Source organism: Streptomyces sp. NPDC102490, from assembly GCF_044765285.1.
Classification (GTDB): Bacteria; Actinomycetota; Actinomycetes; order Streptomycetales; family Streptomycetaceae; genus Streptomyces.
This window is the reverse complement of sequence record NZ_JBIWJU010000007.1, coordinates 98,015-116,461: the sequence shown is the minus strand read 5'-3', so window position 1 is coordinate 116,461 and position 18,447 is coordinate 98,015. Positions and strand designations below refer to the sequence as shown.

At 73.8% G+C, this 18,447-nt stretch carries 15 protein-coding genes; 13 read left to right on the top strand and 2 right to left on the bottom strand.

The window, feature by feature from the left end; genetic code table 11:
* The first annotated feature begins 36 nt into the window (after nt 1-36).
* The 9 genes from hrcA to ACIRGB_RS17450 all read left to right on the top strand — a co-directional run bounded on the left by hrcA (nt 37) and on the right by ACIRGB_RS17450 (nt 10,707).
* A complete protein-coding gene (gene hrcA, locus ACIRGB_RS17490) occupies nt 37-1,053 on the top strand; it encodes a heat-inducible transcriptional repressor HrcA (RefSeq protein ID WP_403865165.1) in 1,017 nt (338 codons plus the stop codon).
* Nucleotides 1,054-2,190: a molecular chaperone DnaJ gene (gene dnaJ, locus ACIRGB_RS17485; RefSeq protein WP_003976250.1), complete on the top strand. Its 1,137-nt coding sequence runs from the start codon at nt 1,054-1,056 to the stop codon at nt 2,188-2,190. It abuts the gene before it with no gap.
* Between the two features lie 261 nt (nt 2,191-2,451).
* Entirely contained in the window at nt 2,452-3,537 is a 1,086-nt protein-coding gene (locus ACIRGB_RS17480; RefSeq protein WP_403865162.1) for a nitronate monooxygenase, read from the top strand.
* On the top strand, nt 3,534-4,283 hold the full coding sequence (locus ACIRGB_RS17475; protein ID WP_403865159.1) for a 16S rRNA (uracil(1498)-N(3))-methyltransferase: 750 nt from the start codon (nt 3,534-3,536) through the stop codon (nt 4,281-4,283). Before ACIRGB_RS17480 ends, ACIRGB_RS17475 begins: the two co-directional genes overlap by 4 nt.
* A gap of 180 nt (nt 4,284-4,463) precedes the next feature.
* Nucleotides 4,464-4,952 (top strand): hypothetical protein, encoded by a 489-nt coding sequence (locus ACIRGB_RS17470; protein WP_403865156.1) that lies wholly within the window; start codon nt 4,464-4,466, stop codon nt 4,950-4,952.
* A gap of 81 nt (nt 4,953-5,033) precedes the next feature.
* Entirely contained in the window at nt 5,034-8,237 is a 3,204-nt protein-coding gene (locus tag ACIRGB_RS17465) for a S41 family peptidase (RefSeq protein WP_403865153.1), read from the top strand.
* 173 nt (nt 8,238-8,410) lie between these two features.
* Complete coding sequence (locus tag ACIRGB_RS17460; RefSeq protein WP_403865150.1) at nt 8,411-8,764, top strand: histidine triad nucleotide-binding protein; 354 nt, start codon at nt 8,411-8,413, stop codon at nt 8,762-8,764.
* An 18-nt stretch (nt 8,765-8,782) separates the two neighbouring features.
* On the top strand, nt 8,783-9,688 hold the full coding sequence (locus ACIRGB_RS17455) for a ribonuclease Z (RefSeq protein ID WP_403865147.1): 906 nt from the start codon (nt 8,783-8,785) through the stop codon (nt 9,686-9,688).
* A 20-nt stretch (nt 9,689-9,708) separates the two neighbouring features.
* The gene (locus ACIRGB_RS17450) at nt 9,709-10,707 is read left to right on the top strand and encodes an adenosine deaminase (protein WP_403865144.1); all 999 of its coding nucleotides are present in this window, start codon (nt 9,709-9,711) and stop codon (nt 10,705-10,707) included.
* Between the two features lie 23 nt (nt 10,708-10,730).
* Here the strand turns inward: ACIRGB_RS17450 and ACIRGB_RS17445 are convergent, their stop codons facing one another.
* Together ACIRGB_RS17445 and ACIRGB_RS17440 are read right to left on the bottom strand one after the other, a co-directional pair.
* Nucleotides 10,731-12,080, bottom strand: a complete 1,350-nt coding sequence (locus ACIRGB_RS17445; protein ID WP_403865141.1) for an MFS transporter — start codon at nt 12,078-12,080, stop codon at nt 10,731-10,733.
* 174 nt (nt 12,081-12,254) lie between these two features.
* Nucleotides 12,255-13,061: an IclR family transcriptional regulator gene (locus tag ACIRGB_RS17440; RefSeq protein WP_403865138.1), complete on the bottom strand. Its 807-nt coding sequence runs from the start codon at nt 13,059-13,061 to the stop codon at nt 12,255-12,257.
* A 111-nt stretch (nt 13,062-13,172) separates the two neighbouring features.
* Between ACIRGB_RS17440 and ACIRGB_RS17435 the strand changes: the two genes are divergently transcribed.
* The 4 genes from ACIRGB_RS17435 to ACIRGB_RS17420 all read left to right on the top strand — a co-directional run bounded on the left by ACIRGB_RS17435 (nt 13,173) and on the right by ACIRGB_RS17420 (nt 18,209).
* Nucleotides 13,173-14,171 (top strand): 5-dehydro-4-deoxyglucarate dehydratase, encoded by a 999-nt coding sequence (locus tag ACIRGB_RS17435; RefSeq protein WP_403865135.1) that lies wholly within the window; start codon nt 13,173-13,175, stop codon nt 14,169-14,171.
* Entirely contained in the window at nt 14,168-15,463 is a 1,296-nt protein-coding gene (locus tag ACIRGB_RS17430) for a glucarate dehydratase family protein (RefSeq protein ID WP_403865132.1), read from the top strand. Before ACIRGB_RS17435 ends, ACIRGB_RS17430 begins: the two co-directional genes overlap by 4 nt.
* An 84-nt stretch (nt 15,464-15,547) precedes the next feature.
* Nucleotides 15,548-16,933 (top strand): MFS transporter, encoded by a 1,386-nt coding sequence (locus ACIRGB_RS17425; RefSeq protein ID WP_403866027.1) that lies wholly within the window; start codon nt 15,548-15,550, stop codon nt 16,931-16,933.
* 130 nt (nt 16,934-17,063) lie between these two features.
* The gene (locus ACIRGB_RS17420) at nt 17,064-18,209 is read left to right on the top strand and encodes a carbohydrate kinase family protein (protein WP_403866024.1); all 1,146 of its coding nucleotides are present in this window, start codon (nt 17,064-17,066) and stop codon (nt 18,207-18,209) included.
* The last annotated feature ends 238 nt before the right edge of the window (nt 18,210-18,447 follow it).

Sequence of the window (18,447 nt, the reverse complement as noted above, 5' to 3'; positions counted from 1 at the left end):
GGAAACGGGCGGACGGACAGCTGGAGGTGTGCGCCGATGCTCAGTGAACGCAGGCTGAAGGTGCTGCGCGCCATCGTCCAGGACTACGTCGGCACCGAGGAACCGGTCGGTTCCAAGGCCCTCACCGAGCGGCACAACCTCGGCGTCTCCCCGGCCACCGTGCGCAATGACATGGCGGCCCTGGAGGACGAGGGGTTCATCGCCCAGCCGCACACCAGCGCCGGGCGCATCCCGACCGACAAGGGCTACCGGCTCTTCGTCGACAAGCTGGCCGGCGTCAAGCCGATGACCGCGCCCGAGCGGCGTGCCATCCAGAACTTCCTGGAGGGCGCCGTCGACCTCGACGACGTGGTGGCCCGCACGGTGCGGCTGCTCGCGCAGCTCACCCGGCAGGTCGCCGTGGTGCAGTACCCGTCGCTGACCCGTTCGACGGTGCGGCACGTGGAGCTGCTCTCGCTCGCGCCCGCGCGGCTGATGCTGGTGCTGATCACGGACACCGGCCGGGTCGAGCAGCGGATGGTCGACTGCCCGGCGCCGTTCGGCGAGGCGGCGGTGGCCGATCTGCGGGCGCGGCTCAACAGCCGGATCGCGGGGCGCCGTTTCACGGATGTGCCGTCTCTGGTGGAAGATCTGCCGGAGGCCTTCGAGGCCGAGGATCGCGGTACGGTCTCCACCGTGCTCTCCACTCTCCTGGAGACGCTGGTCGAGGAGAACGAGGAGCGGCTGATGATCGGCGGCACCGCCAATCTGACCCGCTTCGGGCACGACTTCCCCTTGGTGATCCGGCCGGTGCTGGAGGCACTGGAGGAGCAGGTCGTGCTCCTCAAGCTGCTCGGCGAGGCGAAGGATCCGGGCGTGACTGTACGGATCGGTCATGAGAACGCCCACGAGGGACTCAACTCAACGTCCGTCGTGTCGGTCGGCTACGGTTCGGGCGGCGAGGCGGTTGCCAAGCTCGGCGTGGTCGGACCGACCCGCATGGACTACCCGGGAACGATGGGAGCGGTACGCGCAGTGGCACGGTACGTCGGACAGATCCTGGCGGAGTCGTAGGTGGCCACGGACTACTACGCCGTACTCGGCGTGCGCCGCGACGCTTCCCAGGACGAGATCAAGAAGGCGTTCCGGAGGCTCGCCCGCGAGCTGCACCCGGACGTCAACCCCGATCCGAAGACCCAGGAGCGGTTCAAGGAGATCAACGCCGCCTACGAGGTGCTGTCGGACCCGCAGAAGAAGCAGGTCTACGACCTCGGCGGCGACCCCCTCTCGCAGGCCGCCGGCGGTGGCGCGGGCGGCTTCGGCGCGGGTGGCTTCGGGAACTTCTCGGACATCATGGACGCGTTCTTCGGTACGGCGTCGCAGCGCGGGCCGCGCTCGCGCACCCGCCGGGGCCAGGACGCGATGATCCGCATCGAGGTGGAGCTGGACGAGGCCGCGTTCGGTACGACCAAGGACATCCAGGTCGACACCGCGGTCGTCTGCAACACCTGCAACGGCGAGGGCGCGGCGCCCGGCACGTCGGCCCAGACGTGTGACATGTGCCGCGGCCGCGGTGAGGTCTCGCAGGTCACCCGGTCCTTCCTGGGCCAGGTCATGACCTCGCGGCCCTGCCCGCAGTGCCAGGGCTTCGGCACCGTGGTCCCGACCCCGTGCCCGGAGTGCGCGGGCGACGGCCGGGTCCGTTCCCGGCGCACCCTGACCGTGAAGATCCCGGCCGGTGTCGACAACGGCACCCGGATCCAGCTCGCGGGCGAGGGCGAGGTCGGCCCCGGCGGCGGCCCCGCCGGCGACCTGTACGTCGAGATCCACGAGCTGCCGCACTCGACCTTCCAGCGCCGCGGCGACGACCTGCACTGCACGGTCACCATCCCGATGACGGCGGCGGCCCTCGGCACCAAGGTGCCGCTGGAGACCCTCGACGGCATGGAGGAGGTCGACATCCGCCCGGGCACCCAGTCCGGCCAGTCGATCCCGAAGCACGGCCGGGGCGTCACCCACCTGCGCGGCGGCGGCCGGGGCGACCTCATCGTCCACGTCGAGGTCACCACCCCCGGCAAGCTCGACCCCGAACAGGAACGCCTCCTGCGCGAGCTGGCCAAACTCCGCGGCGAGGAACGCCCGACCGGGCAGTTCCAGCCCGGGCAGCAAGGGCTGTTCTCGCGGCTGAAGGACGCGTTCAACGGGCGCTGAGACGCGGCCCGGCGGGCGGTGGTCGACTGTGCCGGTGTGGGCGGCGGCCGGGAGCCTGCCGGGGGTCCGGGGGTTGCCCCCGGGCAGGCACAGTCAGCCCGGGCAGCAAGGGCTGTTCTCGCGGCTGAAGGACGCGTTCAACGGGCGCTGAGGCGCGGCTGGGCGGGGGGCCAAGGGCCCTCCGGGGATGCGGATGCTTCTGGCGTATGCCGTCGGAAGCCCGGATTCGGACTTGTGTGGGGGACGTGACAACATGCCGTCATGTCCTCCGCACTGACCGATCTCTTCCCCTACCCGATCGTGCAGGCGCCCATGGCGGGCGGCGTCTCCGTGCCACGGCTCGCGGCCGCGGTGTCCGAGGCGGGCGGGCTGGGCTTCCTGGCCGCGGGGTACAAGACCGCGGACGGGATGTACCAGGAGATCAAACAGCTGCGGGGACTGACGAGCCGCCCCTTCGGCGTCAACCTCTTCCTGCCGCAGACGGAGACGGCCGACCTCGCCGCCGTCGACGTCTACGCCCACCAGCTGGCCGGCGAGGCCGCCTGGTACGAGACGGAGCTGGGCGACCCCGACTCGGGCCGGGACGACGGCTACGACACCAAGCTCGCCGTACTGCTGGACAACCCCGTACCGGTGGTGTCCTTCCACTTCGGCGTGCCGAGCCGTGAGGTCGTCGACTCCCTGCACCGCGTGGGCACCTTCGCCCTGGTCGGCGCGACCACCGCGGACGAGGCCCGGGCCGTCGAGCGGTCCGGCGCCGACGCGGTGATCGCCCAGGGCGTCGAGGCCGGCGGCCACCAGGGCACCCACCGGGACAACCCGGAGACCGACGGCGCCGGCACCGGCCTGCTGTCGCTGGTCGCCCAGGTCCGGGAGGCGGTGAGCCTGCCGGTCGTCGCCGCCGGCGGCATCATGCGCGGCAGCCAGATCGCCGCGGTCCTCGCCGCCGGGGCGAGCGCGGCCCAGCTCGGCACCGCCTTCCTCGCCACCGCGGAGTCCGGCGCGCACGACCTGCACAAGCAGGCGCTGACCAACCCGCTGTACGTCCGCACCGAACTCACCCGCGCCTTCTCCGGCCGCCCCGCCCGCGGCCTGGTCAACCGCTTCCTGCGCGAGCACGGTCCCTACGCCCCCGCCGCCTACCCGGAGCTGCACCACCTCACCGCGCCGCTGCGCAAGGCCGCGGCGAAGGCGGGCGACGCGCAGGGCATGGCACTGTGGGCGGGACAGGGCCACCGGATGGCCCGGGAACTGCCCGCCGGACAGCTGGTGGAGGTGCTGGCGGCCGAACTCGCCGCCGCCGGGACAGCGTTGTCGGGCTATGCGACGGGAGGCGGCGCGCGATGACGGCACCGGTGTTCGTGGCCGACTCCCTGCGGCCCCAGGACCTGACCGCGGGCGAATACGTCCTGGACGGCCCGGAGGGGCGGCACGCCGTCTCCGTGAAGCGGCTGCGGGCGGGCGAGGAGGTCGTCCTCACCGACGGGCACGGCCGCTGGGCCGAGGGCGTCGTGAAGGCCGCCGAGGGCAAGGACCGCCTGGTCGTCACCGTCGTGGACGGCGTACGGGAGGAGCCCGTCGAGCAGCCCCGCATCACCGTCGTCCAGGCCCTGCCCAAGGGCGACCGCGGTGAGCTGGCCGTCGAGACGATGACCGAGGTCGGCGTCGACGCCATCGTGCCCTGGGCGGCGTCCCGGTGCATCACGCAGTGGAAGGGCGAGCGCGGCCTGAAGGCGCTCGGCAAGTGGCGGGCGACGGCCCGCGAGGCGGGCAAGCAGTCCCGCCGGGTCCGCTTCCCCGACGTCGCGGACGCGGCGACGAGCAAGCAGGTTGCCTCACTTCTGGCCGAGGCCGACTTCGCCGCCGTACTCCACGAGAGCGGCGAGGAACCCCTGTCCGCCGTCGCACTCCCCGACAGCGGCCACATCGTGCTCGTCGTCGGCCCCGAAGGGGGCGTGTCCCCCGAGGAGTTGGCCCTGTTCGCCGAGGCCGGTGCGGGGCCCTACCGGCTGGGCCGCAGCGTCCTGCGCACCTCCACCGCGGGCACCGCCGCGACCGCCGTGCTCCTGGCCCGCACCGGCCGCTGGTCCTGACCCGCCGACCGCGGGACGCGCCGACGCCGTACCGCGACGGCGTGCGGGTGCGGTCCGTCCACCGGTGGGACGCGTGGCCCGGGGCGCCACGGTGGTGAGGAGTGGCCGTATGCGCCCTACCGCCGGTCCCGGGGCGGTGGCAGGCTGCCCCGCATGGGGGCTTCGAGACGGATTTGGCGCATGGCTCCGGTGGTGGTCGGCTCGGCCGTCGCCGTCGGCACACTCGTCGCGTGCGACCCGGGCGGGCTCAGCTCCGCGTCGGTGGCGTACACGACCGACCGGACCGTGACCCGTGAACTGGAGCGGCAGAAGGCCGAGGTGAGCTGGCTCACCTGCACCGCGTCCTTCGGCGACAAGGACACCACCGCGTCGGCGACCGAGAAGGCCGTCGCCTCCGTCGACTGCGAGGGCAGGACGGACACCGGACAGGACATCACCGTCGACGGCAAGGTCACCCGGGTCGTCAACGGCGCCTGCGTGCGGGGGAACCTGACCGCGAAGGTGGACGGCAAGGAGTGGTTCCGGGTCAACGGGCTGGGCGACTGCGACGCCACCAGCGCACCGCCCGCGAACCGGCCCTCCCCGCACGGGCCCGGGCCCACCGTGACCGTCACCCGGACCATCTGGTGCCCGGACGACCCGCACTGCCGGCCGGTGGAGGGCAAGTAGCCCACCTCCGGCGGGCCATGGCGCCCGGCGGCCGGGAAGTGATCCAAACCTCTGTCGGCGGGCGGCGCCCCTGCATAGGGTATGGGGGTGACTCAGCCCGCAGCGCCTGCCTACCTCCGCTTTCCGCACCCGCACGGCGAGTTGGTCGCCTTCACCGCCGAGGACGACGTGTGGCTCGCCCCGCTCGACGGCGGCCGGGCCTGGCGGGTCAGCGCCGACAACGTGCCGGTGAACCACCCCCGCATCTCGCCCGACGGCACCGCGGTCGCCTGGACCTCCACCCGCGACGGCGCCCCCGAGGTGCACGTCGCGCCCGTCGACGGCGGTCCCGCCCGGCGCCTCACCCACTGGGGCAGCATCAGGACCCAGGTCCGCGGCTGGACCGCCGACGGCCGCGTCCTCGCCCTCAGCACCTACGGCCAGGCCAGCCTGCGCCGCAGCTGGGCCCGCGCCGTCCCGCTCGACGGCGGACCGGCGGCCACCCTGCCGTACGGGCCCGTCGGCGATGTCGCCCAGGGCCCGCACACCGTGCTGCTGTCCGCGCCGATGGGCCGCGAGGCCGCCTGGTGGAAGCGCTATCGGGGCGGCACGGCGGGCAAGCTGTGGATCGACCGCGAGGACGACGGCGAGTTCGTCCGCCTGCACGCCGACCTCGACGGCAACATCGAGTACCCCTTCTGGGTCGGCGACCGGATCGCCTTCCTCTCCGACCACGAGGGCACCGGCGCCCTGTACTCCTCCCTCGCCGACGGCTCCGACCTGCGCCGGCACACGCCCGTCGACGGCTTCTACGCCCGGCACGCCGCCACCGACGGCACCCGCGTCGTCTACTCCTCCGCCGGGGAACTGTGGACGCTGGACGACCTCGACGGCGCCGAGCCGCGACAGCTCGACATCCGGCTCGGCGGCGCCCGCGTCGACCTCCAGCCGTACCCGGTCAACGCGGCCCGCTGGTTCGGCTCCGCGTCCCCCGACCACACCGCGCGCGGCAGCGCCGTCGCCGTACGCGGCGGCGTGCACTGGGTCACCCACCGCTCCGGACCGGCGCGCGCGCTCGCGGCCACCCCCGGGGTACGCAACCGGCTGCCGCGCACCTTCCGCGCCGACGGCGAGGAGTGGGTGGTGTGGGTGACGGACGCCGAGGGCGACGACGCCCTGGAGTTCGCGCCCGCCACCGGCCTCGCCCCCGGCGCCACCGCGCGGCGCCTGGCCGCCGGACAGCTCGGCCGGGTGCTGAACCTCGCCGTGGCCCCCGACGGCAGCCGCGTCGCCGTCGCCTCGCACGACGGGCGGGTCCTGCTCGTCGAGCGCGAGAGCGGCGAGGTCCGCGAGGTCGACCGCAGCGAGGACGGCGACGCGTCCGGCCTGGTCTTCTCGCCGGACTCGGCCTGGCTGGCCTGGTCCCACCCCGGCCCCGACCCGCTGCGCCAGCTCAAGCTCGCCAACACCACCGACCTGTCGGTGAGCGAGGCGACCCCGCTGCGCTTCCAGGACTACTCGCCCGCCTTCACCCTGGACGGCAAGCACCTCGCCTTCCTCTCCACCCGCTCCTTCGACCCGGTCTACGACGAGCACGTCTTCGACCTGGCCTTCGTCGAGGGCGCCCGGCCCTACCTGATCACCCTCGCCGCGACCACCCCCTCGCCCTTCGGCCCGCAGCGCCACGGCCGGCCCTTCGAGACACCGGACCGCGAGGAGACCCCCGACAGCGAGGGCACCCCCACCACCCGGATCGACATCGAGGGCCTCGCCGACCGCATCGTGCCCTTCCCGGTAGAGGCCGCCCGCTACTCCCGGCTGCGCGCCGCCAAGGACGGCGTCCTGTGGCTGCGCCACCCGCTCACCGGCGTCCTCGGCGCCTCCCGCGCCACCCCGGAGGACCCCGACCCCCACACCGAGCTGGAGCGGTACGACCTCGCCCAGCAGCGCGTCGAGCACCTCGCCGGCGACGCCGACCACTACGAGGTCAGCGGCGACGGCAAGCGGGTGCTGCTGTGGACCGACGGACGGCTCAAGGTCGTGCCCAGCGACCGGCGGGCCTCCGGCGACGAGGACAGCGACACCAACGTCACCGTCGACCTGGGCCGGGTCCGCCAGCGGGTCGAACCGGCCGCGGAGTGGCGGCAGATGTTCGACGAGACCGGCCGCATCATGCGGGACCACTACTGGCGGGCCGACATGAACGGCGTCGACTGGGACGGCGTCCTGGACCGCTACCGGCCCGTCCTCGACCGCGTCGCCACCCACGACGACCTGGTCGACCTCCTGTGGGAGGTGCACGGCGAACTCGGCACCTCGCACGCCTACGTCACCCCCCGCGGCGGCCACGGCTCCGGCGCCCGGCAGGGCCTGCTCGGCGCCGACCTCTCCCGCCACGAGGACGGCACCTGGCGCATCGACCGCGTGCTGCCCTCGGAGACCTCCGACCCCGACGCCCGTTCCCCGCTCGCCGCGCCCGGGGTCGCGGTGCGCGCCGGGGACGCGATCGTCGCGGTCGCCGGGCAGGCCGTGGACCCGGTCACCGGTCCCGGGCCGCTGCTCGTCGGCACGGCGGGCAAGCCGGTCGAGCTGACCGTCTCCCCGGCCGGCGGCGGCGAGCTGCGGCACGCCGTCGTCGTCCCGCTCGCCGACGAGGAGCCGCTGCGCTACCACGCCTGGGTCGCCGACCGGCGCGCCTACGTCCACGAGCAGTCCGGCGGGCGGCTCGGCTACCTGCACGTCCCGGACATGCAGGCGCCCGGCTGGGCCCAGATCCACCGCGACCTGCGGGTCGAGGTGGCCAGAGAGGGCCTGGTCGTCGACGTCCGGGAGAACCGCGGCGGGCACACCTCGCAGCTGGTGGTGGAGAAGCTGGCCCGGCGCATCGTCGGCTGGGACCTGCCGCGCGGCATGCGGCCGACCAGCTACCCGCAGGACGCGCCCCGCGGGCCGGTCGTCGCCGTCGCCAACGAGTTCTCCGGCTCGGACGGGGACATCGTCAACGCGGCGATCAAGGCGCTGGGGATCGGGCCGGTCGTCGGCGTGCGCACCTGGGGCGGCGTCATCGGCATCGACAGCCGCTACCGGCTGGTCGACGGCACGCTGATCACGCAGCCGAAGTACGCGTTCTGGCTGGAGGGGTACGGGTGGGGCGTGGAGAACCACGGCGTCGATCCGGACGTGGAGGTGCCGCAGCGTCCGCAGGATTACGCGGCGGGCCGCGATCCCCAGCTGGACGAGGCGATCGCGCTCGCGCTGGCGGCGCTGGAGGAGACCCCGGCGAAGACGCCGCCGAGCTTGCCGTAGTCGGCCGGGGGTGGGTGTCGCGGCCCGGCGTAGCGGGGTGCCGCTGCGCCCACCCGTGCCGCCCTGGGGGTACCTCCCAGGCCGTTCAGGCACTGGGGGAGGCACGACTGCCCGCAGCTGGGGAGGTGGCGGATACGATGCCCGCAGAAGATCAACCGTGTGAGGAGAGCCAAGTGGCCGGCGAGGCACAGGACGACTGTCTGTTCTGCAAGATCGTCGCAGGGCAGATTCCCGCGACGATCGTCCGTGAGACGGAGACCACCGTCGCGTTCCGGGACATCAACCCGCAGGCGCCCACCCACGTCCTGGTGATTCCCAAGGCGCACCACAAGGACGCCGCCGCCCTCGCCGCCGAGGCCCCGCAGCTCGCCGCCGACGTGCTGCGCGAGACCCAGGCCGTCGCCGACGACGAGAAGCTGGACAGCTACCGCACCGTCTTCAACACCGGCAGCGGCGCCGGACAGACCGTCTGGCACGCGCACGCCCACGTGCTCGGCGGCCGCGGCCTCGCATGGCCCCCCGGATAGTCCGAGGCGGCAGCCACCGTGTCCGTACGTGAACTCGTCGTCCTCGGCACCGCCAGCCAGGTCCCGACCCGGCACCGCAACCACAACGGCTACCTGCTCCGCTGGGACGGCGAGGGCATCCTGTTCGACCCCGGCGAGGGCACCCAGCGCCAGATGCTGCGCGCCGGGGTGGCCGCCCACGACCTGAACCGGATCTGCGTCACGCACTTCCACGGCGACCACAGCCTGGGCCTGGCCGGGGTGATCCAGCGCATCAACCTGGACCAGGTCCCGCACGAGATCACCGCCCACTACCCGCGCTCCGGGCAGCGTTTCTTCGAGCGCCTGCGGTACGCCACCGCCTACCGCGAGACCGTCGCCCTCACCGAGGCCCCGGTCGCCGCCGACGGCCCCCTCGCGGTCACCCCCGCCTACACCCTGGACGCCCGCAAGCTGTCGCACCCGGTCGAGTCGTACGGCTACCGGCTCACCGAACCGGACGGCCGCCGCATGCTGCCCGACCGCCTCGCCGCGCACGGCATCCAGGGCCCCGACGTCGGCCGCATCCAGCGCGAGGGCTCGCTGAACGGCGTCGCGCTCGACGAGGTCAGCGAGGTGCGGCGCGGCCAACGGTTCGCGTTCGTCATGGACACCCGGCTGTGCGCGGGCGTGCACGCGCTCGCCGAGGGCTGCGACCTGCTGGTGATCGAGTCCACCTTCCTCGACGAGGACGAGACCCTCGCCACCGACCACGGCCACCTCACCGTCGGTCAGGCCGCGCGGGTGGCCCGGGACGCGGGCGTACGGCACCTGGTCCTCACCCACTTCAGCCAGCGCTACTCCGACCCGGAGGAGTTCGAGCGGCAGGCACGCGCCGCCGGTTACCAGGGCGAGCTGACCGTGGCCCGCGACCTCACCCGCGTACCGGTTCCGAAACGTCGGTAAGGCCGCCGTACGATGCTCTGATGCCCCTGCCCAAAGCTGAACTGCACCTCCATATCGAAGGCACCCTGGAACCCGAGCTGGCCTTCGCGCTGGCCGCCCGCAACGGCGTCTCCCTGCCGTACGCGGACGAGGACGCGCTGCGCGAGGCGTACCGCTTCGCGGACCTCCAGTCCTTCCTGAACCTGTACTACGCACTGATGGCCGTCCTGCGCACCGAGCGGGACTTCGAGGACCTGGCCAACGCCTACCTCGCCCGCGCCGCCGCCCAGGGCGTCCGGCACGCCGAGATCTTCTTCGACCCGCAGGCCCACCTCGCCCGGGGCGTGGAGATGGGCACGGTCGTGGAGGGGCTGTGGCGGGCGCTGGGCGCCAGCCGCGAGAACCACGGTGTCTCCACCCGGCTGATCCTCTGCTTCCTGCGCGACGAGTCCGCCGAGTCGGCGCTGGCGACGCTGGACGCCGCGAAGCCGTACCTCGACCGCATCACCGGCGTCGGCCTGGACTCCGCCGAGGTCGGCCACCCTCCCGTGAAGTTCCGCGAGGTGTACGAGGCCGCCGCCGCCCTCGGGCTGCGCCGGGTCGCGCACGCGGGCGAGGAGGGGCCGCCGGAGTACGTCGTCGAGGCCCTCGACGTCCTCGGCGTCGAGCGGATCGACCACGGGCTGCGCTGTGTGGAGGACCCGGCGCTGGTCGAGCGGCTGGTGCGCGAGCGTGTCCCGCTCACCCTGTGCCCGCTGTCCAACGTGCGGCTGCGCACCGTCGACACCCTCGCCGACCACCCGCTGCCCGCGATGCTCGACGCCGGGCTGATGTGCACGGTCAACTCCGACGACCCGGCCTACTTCGGCGGCTACGCGGGGGACAACTTCGACGCCGTGCGCGAGGCCCTCGGTCTCACCGGGGAGCGGCTGCGGGAGCTGGCCCGCAACTCCTTCCTCGCCTCCTTCCTGGAGGACGAGGAGGACCTGCGGGCGCGCTACCTCGCGGAGGTCGAGGCGTACGACTTCCCGACGGCGTAGGGCGACGTAGAGCGACGTAGACCTCAGCCCGTCCCGGACCCCGGTGTGGCCGCCGCCTGCCGGGGTCCCGCCGTGTCGTAGGCGCCCTGGACGGCCACCGCCGGGGCCGCCACGTCGATCTCCACGACCGGCTGCTCCACGGCACCGACCTCCGGCACCGCACCGCTCGGCGTGCCCGTGGCGGCGGCGACCAGCGCGGCCGGGGTGCCGCCGCGGCGGCGGATCGCGCCGGACCGCAGCGGCCGGCCCGCGGTGTGCAGGGCGACCGCCGTCATCGGCGCGGCGAGCAGCAGCAGCCCGGCGGCCAGGACCAGCCCCATGCCCGGGTAACCGGCCCGCGCCGACAGGACACTGCCGGCCAGCGGCCCGGCCGCCGTGCCCAGCGAGGACGCCGAGCCGACGAGCACCGCCCACCGGCCGCGCGGGTCGAGCGAGGCGGCGAGGCCGATCAGGTACGACAGCACGACCGGGTAGACGGTGTTCCAGGCGATCTCCCCGGTCGCGAAGGTGGCCGGGGTCGTCGCCGAGGCGCTGACCGCGATGCACCCCGCGATGAGCACCGTGCCGGCGCCGACCGGCATCGCGCGCCCCAGCCGCGGTCCGAGGGCGCCGGCCACCAGCACCCCGACCAGCCCCGCGCCCAGCGCGACGGCGAAGACCAGCCCGAGGGTGGCGTCGCCCAGGCCCGCCTGCGTCAGCCCGATCCGGCCGCTGACGCCCCACAGCGAGTTCTGCGCGAGGGACCAGCACAGCACCGTGACGGCCAGGACGAGTCCCGAACGGCGGTGGGGGAGCGGGGCGGTGGTGCCGGTGCCGGGTGTGGTGGGGGCGGTGGCCTCCGCGCCCGGCAGGCGGCCGGTCAGCGGCCACACGGCCAGTGCCGTCAGGGCGATCGCGGCCAGCGGCAGACCGTGCGCCCGGCCGAGGTGGGGCACCGCCAGGTACACCGCTCCGGCCAGCGCGGACACGCTCAGCAGGCCCATCGTGGAGGCGCGGTGCGGGTCCTTCTCGGCGGCGATCCGGGTCGCGGCGACCGTGGTGGCCGTCCCCGATCCGAAACCGCCCACGACCGCGCTGGCGACGACGGCCGGGACGGCGGTGGTGAGCGCGGCGGCGCCGTAGCCGAGGACGGCCAGCGCGAGCCCGAAGCGGGCCGGCGTCCGGGCGCCGGCCCGCTGCACCCGGGAGGCCAGCAGGAAGCCCGCGGTCGCCGAACTCAGCAGCAGGGCGCTGCCGACGGCGCCCGCCTGGGTGGCGGACAGGGGGAGACCGGTGTCGAGTCTGCCGACGGTGGTGGGCAGCAGGTACGGAGGCAGGTACCCGGCCGTGAAAAGGGCGACGAGAGGCCAGGGGGTGGTGCGGGGGGCGAACACGGGCGTTCCCAGGGCATGCGAAAGGGACGGTGGGGAGGGAGGGGGCGACGACCGTCGACTGACCGGAACGCGCGGGCAATTTGTATCAAGCGCGGGGAGACCCGAAACAGGCAAGGGGGTGTGATCTGTATCACAGACCCGTTTGGGGGTGTCGAGGCCGGGTAGTAGCGAGCGCTAACGCCAGTGGACCGCGCCGCTTCCGCCCGGAATCGTCGCCTCCAGTTTGGCCCTGATCTCCCGCATCACCGCCACGATCCGCGCCTCGTGATCCGGCGTCAGCCGGGCCACCGGCACCGAGCAGCTGATCGCGTCCAGCGCCGGGACCTCGTAGCGCAGCGCGAAGCCGAAGCCGACGATGCCGGGCACGCCCTCCTCGCGGTCGACGGAGTAGCCGCGCTCCCTGGTCCGGGCGAGGTCGGCCGCCAGGGACTCCCGGCTGGTGTGGGTGTGCGGCGTGAAGACCTCGTACGGCCCCTCGGGCAGTTCCGTGTCCGGCCGTTCGGCCAGCAGCGCCTTGCCCAGCGCGCCCACGTGGGCGGGCAGCCGGCGCCCCACCCTGCTGATCGTGCGCAGGTACTCGTGCGACTCCCGGGTCGCCAGATACGCCACGTCGTGCCCGTCCAGCCGCCCCAGGTGGATGGTCTCGCCCAGCGCCTCGGACGCCTCGTCGAGATACGGCCGCACCGCCCGCACCCGGGGATCGGAGTCCAGGTAGCTGGTGCCGGTGAGCAGGGCGTGGATGCCGATGCCGTAGAGCGAGCCGGTGACGTCGGTGCGGACCCAGCCGCGCGAGATCAGGGTTTGCAGCAGTGCGTACATCGAGCTGCGCGGCACGCCCAGCCCGTCCGCGAGCTCCTGGAGCCGGGCCGGGCGGTCGCCGCGGGCGGCCAGCACCTCCAGCAGTTCCACCGTGCGCGCCGCGGACTTCACCTCGCGGACGCCGCCCGTCGCGCCCCCTGCCGCGCCACCAGTCTCCGCCATGCGCCGATCGTAATCCGATGCCGCCGACCCATTGACGCTCCAGGGCCACCTCTCTACTCTCCATCTTCATACGTGGACGACATCTACATACGGAGACAGGAGACGGTGGAGATGACGAGCGAGGGCACCAGCGTGCGCCCCGGCCCCGGCGCCGGAACCGGCCCAGGAACCGACGCCGCCCGGGCGGCCGTGGTCCGACGGCTGCGCGAGGGGATGGCCCAAAGCGTGCTGTCCTTCCCGCTGACCAGCTTCCGCGACGACGGTTCGCTCGACCCCGACGGCCACCGCGCCTACGTCGCCGAGCGGCTCGCCACCGATCCCGGCGCCGTCTTCCCCGCCTGCGGCACCGGCGAGTTCTTCTCCCTCGACGAGGACGAGTACCGCCAGGTCGTCACCATCACGGTCGAGGAGAGCGCGGGCCGGGTGCCGGTCGTCGCCGGGACCGGCTACGGCTGGGCGCAGGCCCTGCGGTTCGCCCGCATCGCGGAGGAGGCCGGGGCCGACGCCCTCCTCGTCCTGCCGCACTACCTCACCGCCGCCCCGCAGGACGGCCTGGTCGCCCAGGTGGAGCGGATCGCAGCCGGCACCCGGCTCCCGCTCATCGCCTACCAGCGCGGCCAGGTCGCCTACACCGCCGAGTCCGTCCGGCGCCTCGCCCGCGTCCCCGGCGTGATCGGTCTCAAGGACGGCCACAGCGACCTCGACCGCCTCCAGCGCTCGGTCCTCGCCGCCCCCGAGGACTTCCTCTTCTTCAACGGCGCCGCCACCGCCGAGGTCCAGGCCCGCGCGTACGCCGCCGTCGGCGTCCCCGCGTACTCCTCCGCCGTGCACGCCTTCGCGCCCGAGATCGCGAACGCCTTCCTCACCGCCCTGCACGGCGGCGACACCGGCACGGTCGACAAGCTGCTGCGCGACTTCTACGTCCCGCTCGTCGAACTGCGCGACCGCGTCCCCGGATACGCCGTCTCCCTGGTGAAGGCGGCGGCCCGGCTGCGCGGCTGCCCCGTCGGCCCGGCCCGCGCCCCCCTCACCGACCCCTCGCCCGCCGACCTCGCCGAACTCAAGACCCTGCTCGCCACCGGACTCGACCTCGTAGGAGCCGCCCTGTGACCCGCGACCTGACCATCACGGCCGTCCACCTGACGCCGATCCTGGTCGCCGACCCGCCCCTGCTCAACACGCAGGGTGTGCACCAGCCGTACACCCCCCGCCTGATCGTCGAGGTGGAGACCGCCGACGGCGTCACCGGCGTCGGCGAGACCTACGGCGACGCCAAGTACCTGGAACTGGCCCGCCCGTTCGCCGACAAGCTGATCGGCCGTCAGGTGTCCGACCTCAACGGCCTGTTCACCCTCGCCGACGAGGTCGCCGTCGACTCCTCCCGGGTCTCCGGACAGGTCGACGTCGGCGGGCTGCGCGGCGTCCAGACCGCCGACAAGCTGCGCCTGTCCGTCGTCTCCGGCTTCGAGGTCGCCTGCCTCGACGCCTTCGGCAAGGCGCTCGGCCTGCCCGTGCACGCCCTGCTCGGCGGCAAGGTCCGCGACGCCGTGGAGTACAGCGCCTACCTCTTCTACAAGTGGGCCGGCCACCCCGAGGGCGTGGCGGCCGAGAAGGACGACTGGGGCGCCGCCCTCGATCCGGCCGGAGTCGTCGCCCAGGCCCGTGCCTTCACCGAGCGGTACGGCTTCAGCTCCTTCAAGCTCAAGGGCGGCGTCTTCCCGCCCGAGGAGGAGATCGCCGCGATCAGGGCGCTCGCCGAGGCGTTCCCCGGACACCCCCTGCGCCTGGACCCCAACGGCGCCTGGTCCGTGGAGACCTCCCTGAAGGTCGCGGCGGAACTCGGGGACGTCCTGGAGTACCTGGAGGACCCCGCGCTCGGCACCCCGGCGATGGCCGAGGTCGCCGCGAAGACCGGCGTGCCGCTCGCGACCAACATGTGCGTGACGACGTTCGCCGAGATCCAGGAGGCGTTCACCCGGGGCGCCGTGCAGGTCGTGCTCTCCGACCACCACTACTGGGGCGGACTGCGCAACACCCAGCAACTGGCCGCCGTCTGCCGCACCTTCGGCGTCGGCGTCTCCATGCACTCCAACACCCACCTGGGCATCAGCCTCGCCGCCATGACCCACGTGGCGGCCACCGTGCCGAACCTCCACCACGCCTGCGACTCCCACTACCCCTGGCAGTCCGAGGACGTGCTGACCCGGCGGCTCACCTTCGACGGCGGCAAGGTCGCCGTCTCCGACGCCCCCGGTCTCGGCGTCGAACTCGACCGCGACCGGCTGGAGTTCCTGCACCGGCGCTGGCTCGACGACGACGGCACGCTCCGCGACCGCGACGACGCGGCGGCGATGCGGGTCGCCGACCCCGGATGGGTCACCCCGTCCGTCCCCCGCTGGTGAACCGTCCCCGTCGCTGACCGCCCCTTCCCCCCCCGTCCCCTGCCACGACCGGAGCCGCTCGTGTCCGCAGCAGCACATCCCGAGGTGCATTCCCCCGCCGTACAGTCCGCCGTCCGCAAAATCTTCCGCCGCGTGGTCCCCCTCTTCTTCGTCATGTTCGTGGCGAACTACATGGACCGCGTCAACCTGGGCTTCGCCCAGGACGAACTCCGCGCCGACGTGGGCCTGTCGGCCGCCGCGTTCGGACTCGGCGCCGGAATCTTCTTCATCGCGTACGCCCTCTTCGAGGTCCCCTCCAACGTGCTGATGGAGCGGTTCGGGCCCAAGGTGTGGCTGACCCGCATCATGATCAGCTGGGGCGTCGTCGCCACCGCGATGGCCTTCGTCGACAGCGTGGAGATGTTCTACGCCCTGCGCTTCCTGCTCGGCGTCGCCGAGGCCGGCTTCTTCCCGGCCGTCATCTACTACTTCAGCCGCTGGCTCCCCGACTCCCACCGGGGCCGCGCCACCTCCATCTTCCTGATGGGCTCCGGCACCGCCACCGTCATCGTCGGCCCGGTCTCGGGCGCGCTGATGGAGATGCACGGGATCTGGGGCCACGCGGGCTGGCAGTGGATGTTCTTCATCGAGGGCGTCTTCTCCGTCGTCCTCGGCTTCGTCGTCTACCGCTTCCTCGACTCGGGCGTCGAGCAGGCGACCTGGCTGACCGACGAGGAGAAGACCGGCCTGGTCGCGGCCATCGACGCCGAGCAGGAGGAACGGGACGCGCGGCGCGGCGGGAAGGCGGCCGAGGTCTCCCGCTGGAAACTGCTCGCCGACCCGCAGATGCTGCTCTTCCTCTGGATCTACTTCGCGATCAACGTCGCCCTGTACGCGGTGACCTTCTGGCTGCCGTCGATCGTGGACGACATCGGCGGGGTGAGCGACTTCCAGGTGGGGCTGCTGACCGCCGTGCCGTGGCTGTGCGCGCTGGTCGCCCTGTTCGTCAGCGGCCGTATCTCCGACCGCATCGGCAAGCGCCGGCCCGTGCTGGTGGTGCTGCTCCTGCTGGGCGGCTGCGGCACCCTGCTGGCCGTGTTCGTCTCGCCCTGGGTCGGGCTCGGCGCGCTGTGCCTGGCCGCGATGGGCTTCAAACCGGCCTCCCCGGTCTTCTGGACCATCCCGCAGAGCTACCTCGACGCCCGCGCCGCGGCGCCCGGCATCGCGCTGATCAACTCCATCGGCAACCTCGGCGGGTTCGTCGCCCCCACCGCCTTCGGCCTCATCGAGGACACCACCGGCTCGACCAAGGGCGGCCTGGTCGGTCTGACCGTCGTCGGCTTCCTGGCCGCGCTGAGCGTGCTGCTGGTGCGCGGCGGCGGACGCAACGACCGGGTCCGCACCCGGCCGGCCAGGGCGGCGGCGGCCCCGGCCCCGGAGACCGGTCCGGGCGCCGCCCGGACCGCGCAGCCGGGGCCGGCCACGGCCTGACGCCACGCGGCCGGCACCGCCGCACCGTCGGCGGCGTGGTGCACACTGGCGGGGTCCGCACCATGCCAGGGAGCGCACCGTGACAGCGTCCACCGTGTCCACCGCGTCCGACGTGCCCGCCATGCCCGTCATGCCGGCCGACGAGAGAACGCACCGCCACACCCAGGGCGAGGGATCGCACCGCCGGCCCGAGGTCGATCCCCTCGCCGCGCTGCGCACCCCGCAGGACCCGCCCTGGGACGTGTACCTGACCGGCACCGTCTTCCTCGACGTGATCTTCACCGGGCTCGACTCCGCCCCGGTGCGCGGGACCGAGTCCTGGGCGCGGGGGATGGGGTCGAGCCCGGGCGGCATCGCCAACATGGCGACCGCGCTGGCCCGCCTCGGCCTGCGCACCTCGCTGGCCGCCGCGTTCGGCGACGACCACTACGGCGACTACTGCTGGGACGCCCTGTCCCGGGGCGAGGGCATCGACCTGGCCCCCTCGCGCACGGTGCCCGGCTGGCACTCGCCGGTGACGGTCTCCATGGCGTACGAGGGGGAGCGCACGATGGTCTCGCACGGCCACGAGCCGCCGCCCGAGGAACCGTCGCCCGACTGCCCGCCCGGCGCCCGCGCCGCCGTCGCCTCCCTCGCGCCCGGCGTCAGCGCCCCCTGGATCGCCCGGGCCGCGGCCCGCGGGACCCGGGTCTTCGCCGACGTCGGCTGGGACGACACCGGCGCCTGGGACCTGGCCGCGCTGCCCGACCTGGCGCACTGCGAGGCGTTCCTGCCCAACGCGGAGGAGGCCATGCGCTACACCGGCGCCACCTGCCCCCGCGCCGCCGCGCACGCCCTGACCGAGCACGTGCCGCTCGCCGTGGTCACCCTCGGCGCGGACGGCGCCTACGCGGTGGACCGGCGCACGGGGGAGAGCGCCGAGGTCCCGGCCATCGAGGTCGAGGCCCTGGACCCGACCGGCGCCGGGGACGTGTTCGTCGCCGGGTTCGTCACCGGCACCCTGGCCGGCTGGCCGCTCGCCGACCGCCTGGCCTTCGCCGGGCTGACCGCCGCCCTCTCCGTCCAGGAGTTCGGCGGCTCGCTGTCGGCGCCGGGCTGGTGCGAGATCGCCACCTGGTGGCGCGAGGTCCGGTCCCTGGAGGACCAGGACCCGGCGGCCCTCAGCCGCTACGCCTTCCTGACCGGCCTCGTCCCGGACGACGACCTGGCGACCCCCGCCCCGTGGCCCCTGCGCCGCGCGGTCCCCACCATCGGCTTCCGCCCCCCGACCCCCTGAAGCCACCGCAGCTGCTCGGGGTCGCGCTGCCAGTCCTTCTCCCGCCCCCGGGCCCGCAGTGCTCGGGGGTGCTCAGAAGCCGAGTCGGCGGAGCTGTTTCGGGTCGCGCTGCCAGTCCTTGGCGACCTAGACGTGGAGGTCGAGGCTGTGTCGATGTGCGGCTACCGCCGCGTGGCGGGGTGCCGGGCGGGGCGGGGGTGCGCCGACGGGCCGGGCGGCCGCTTCCCGCACCCGGGCC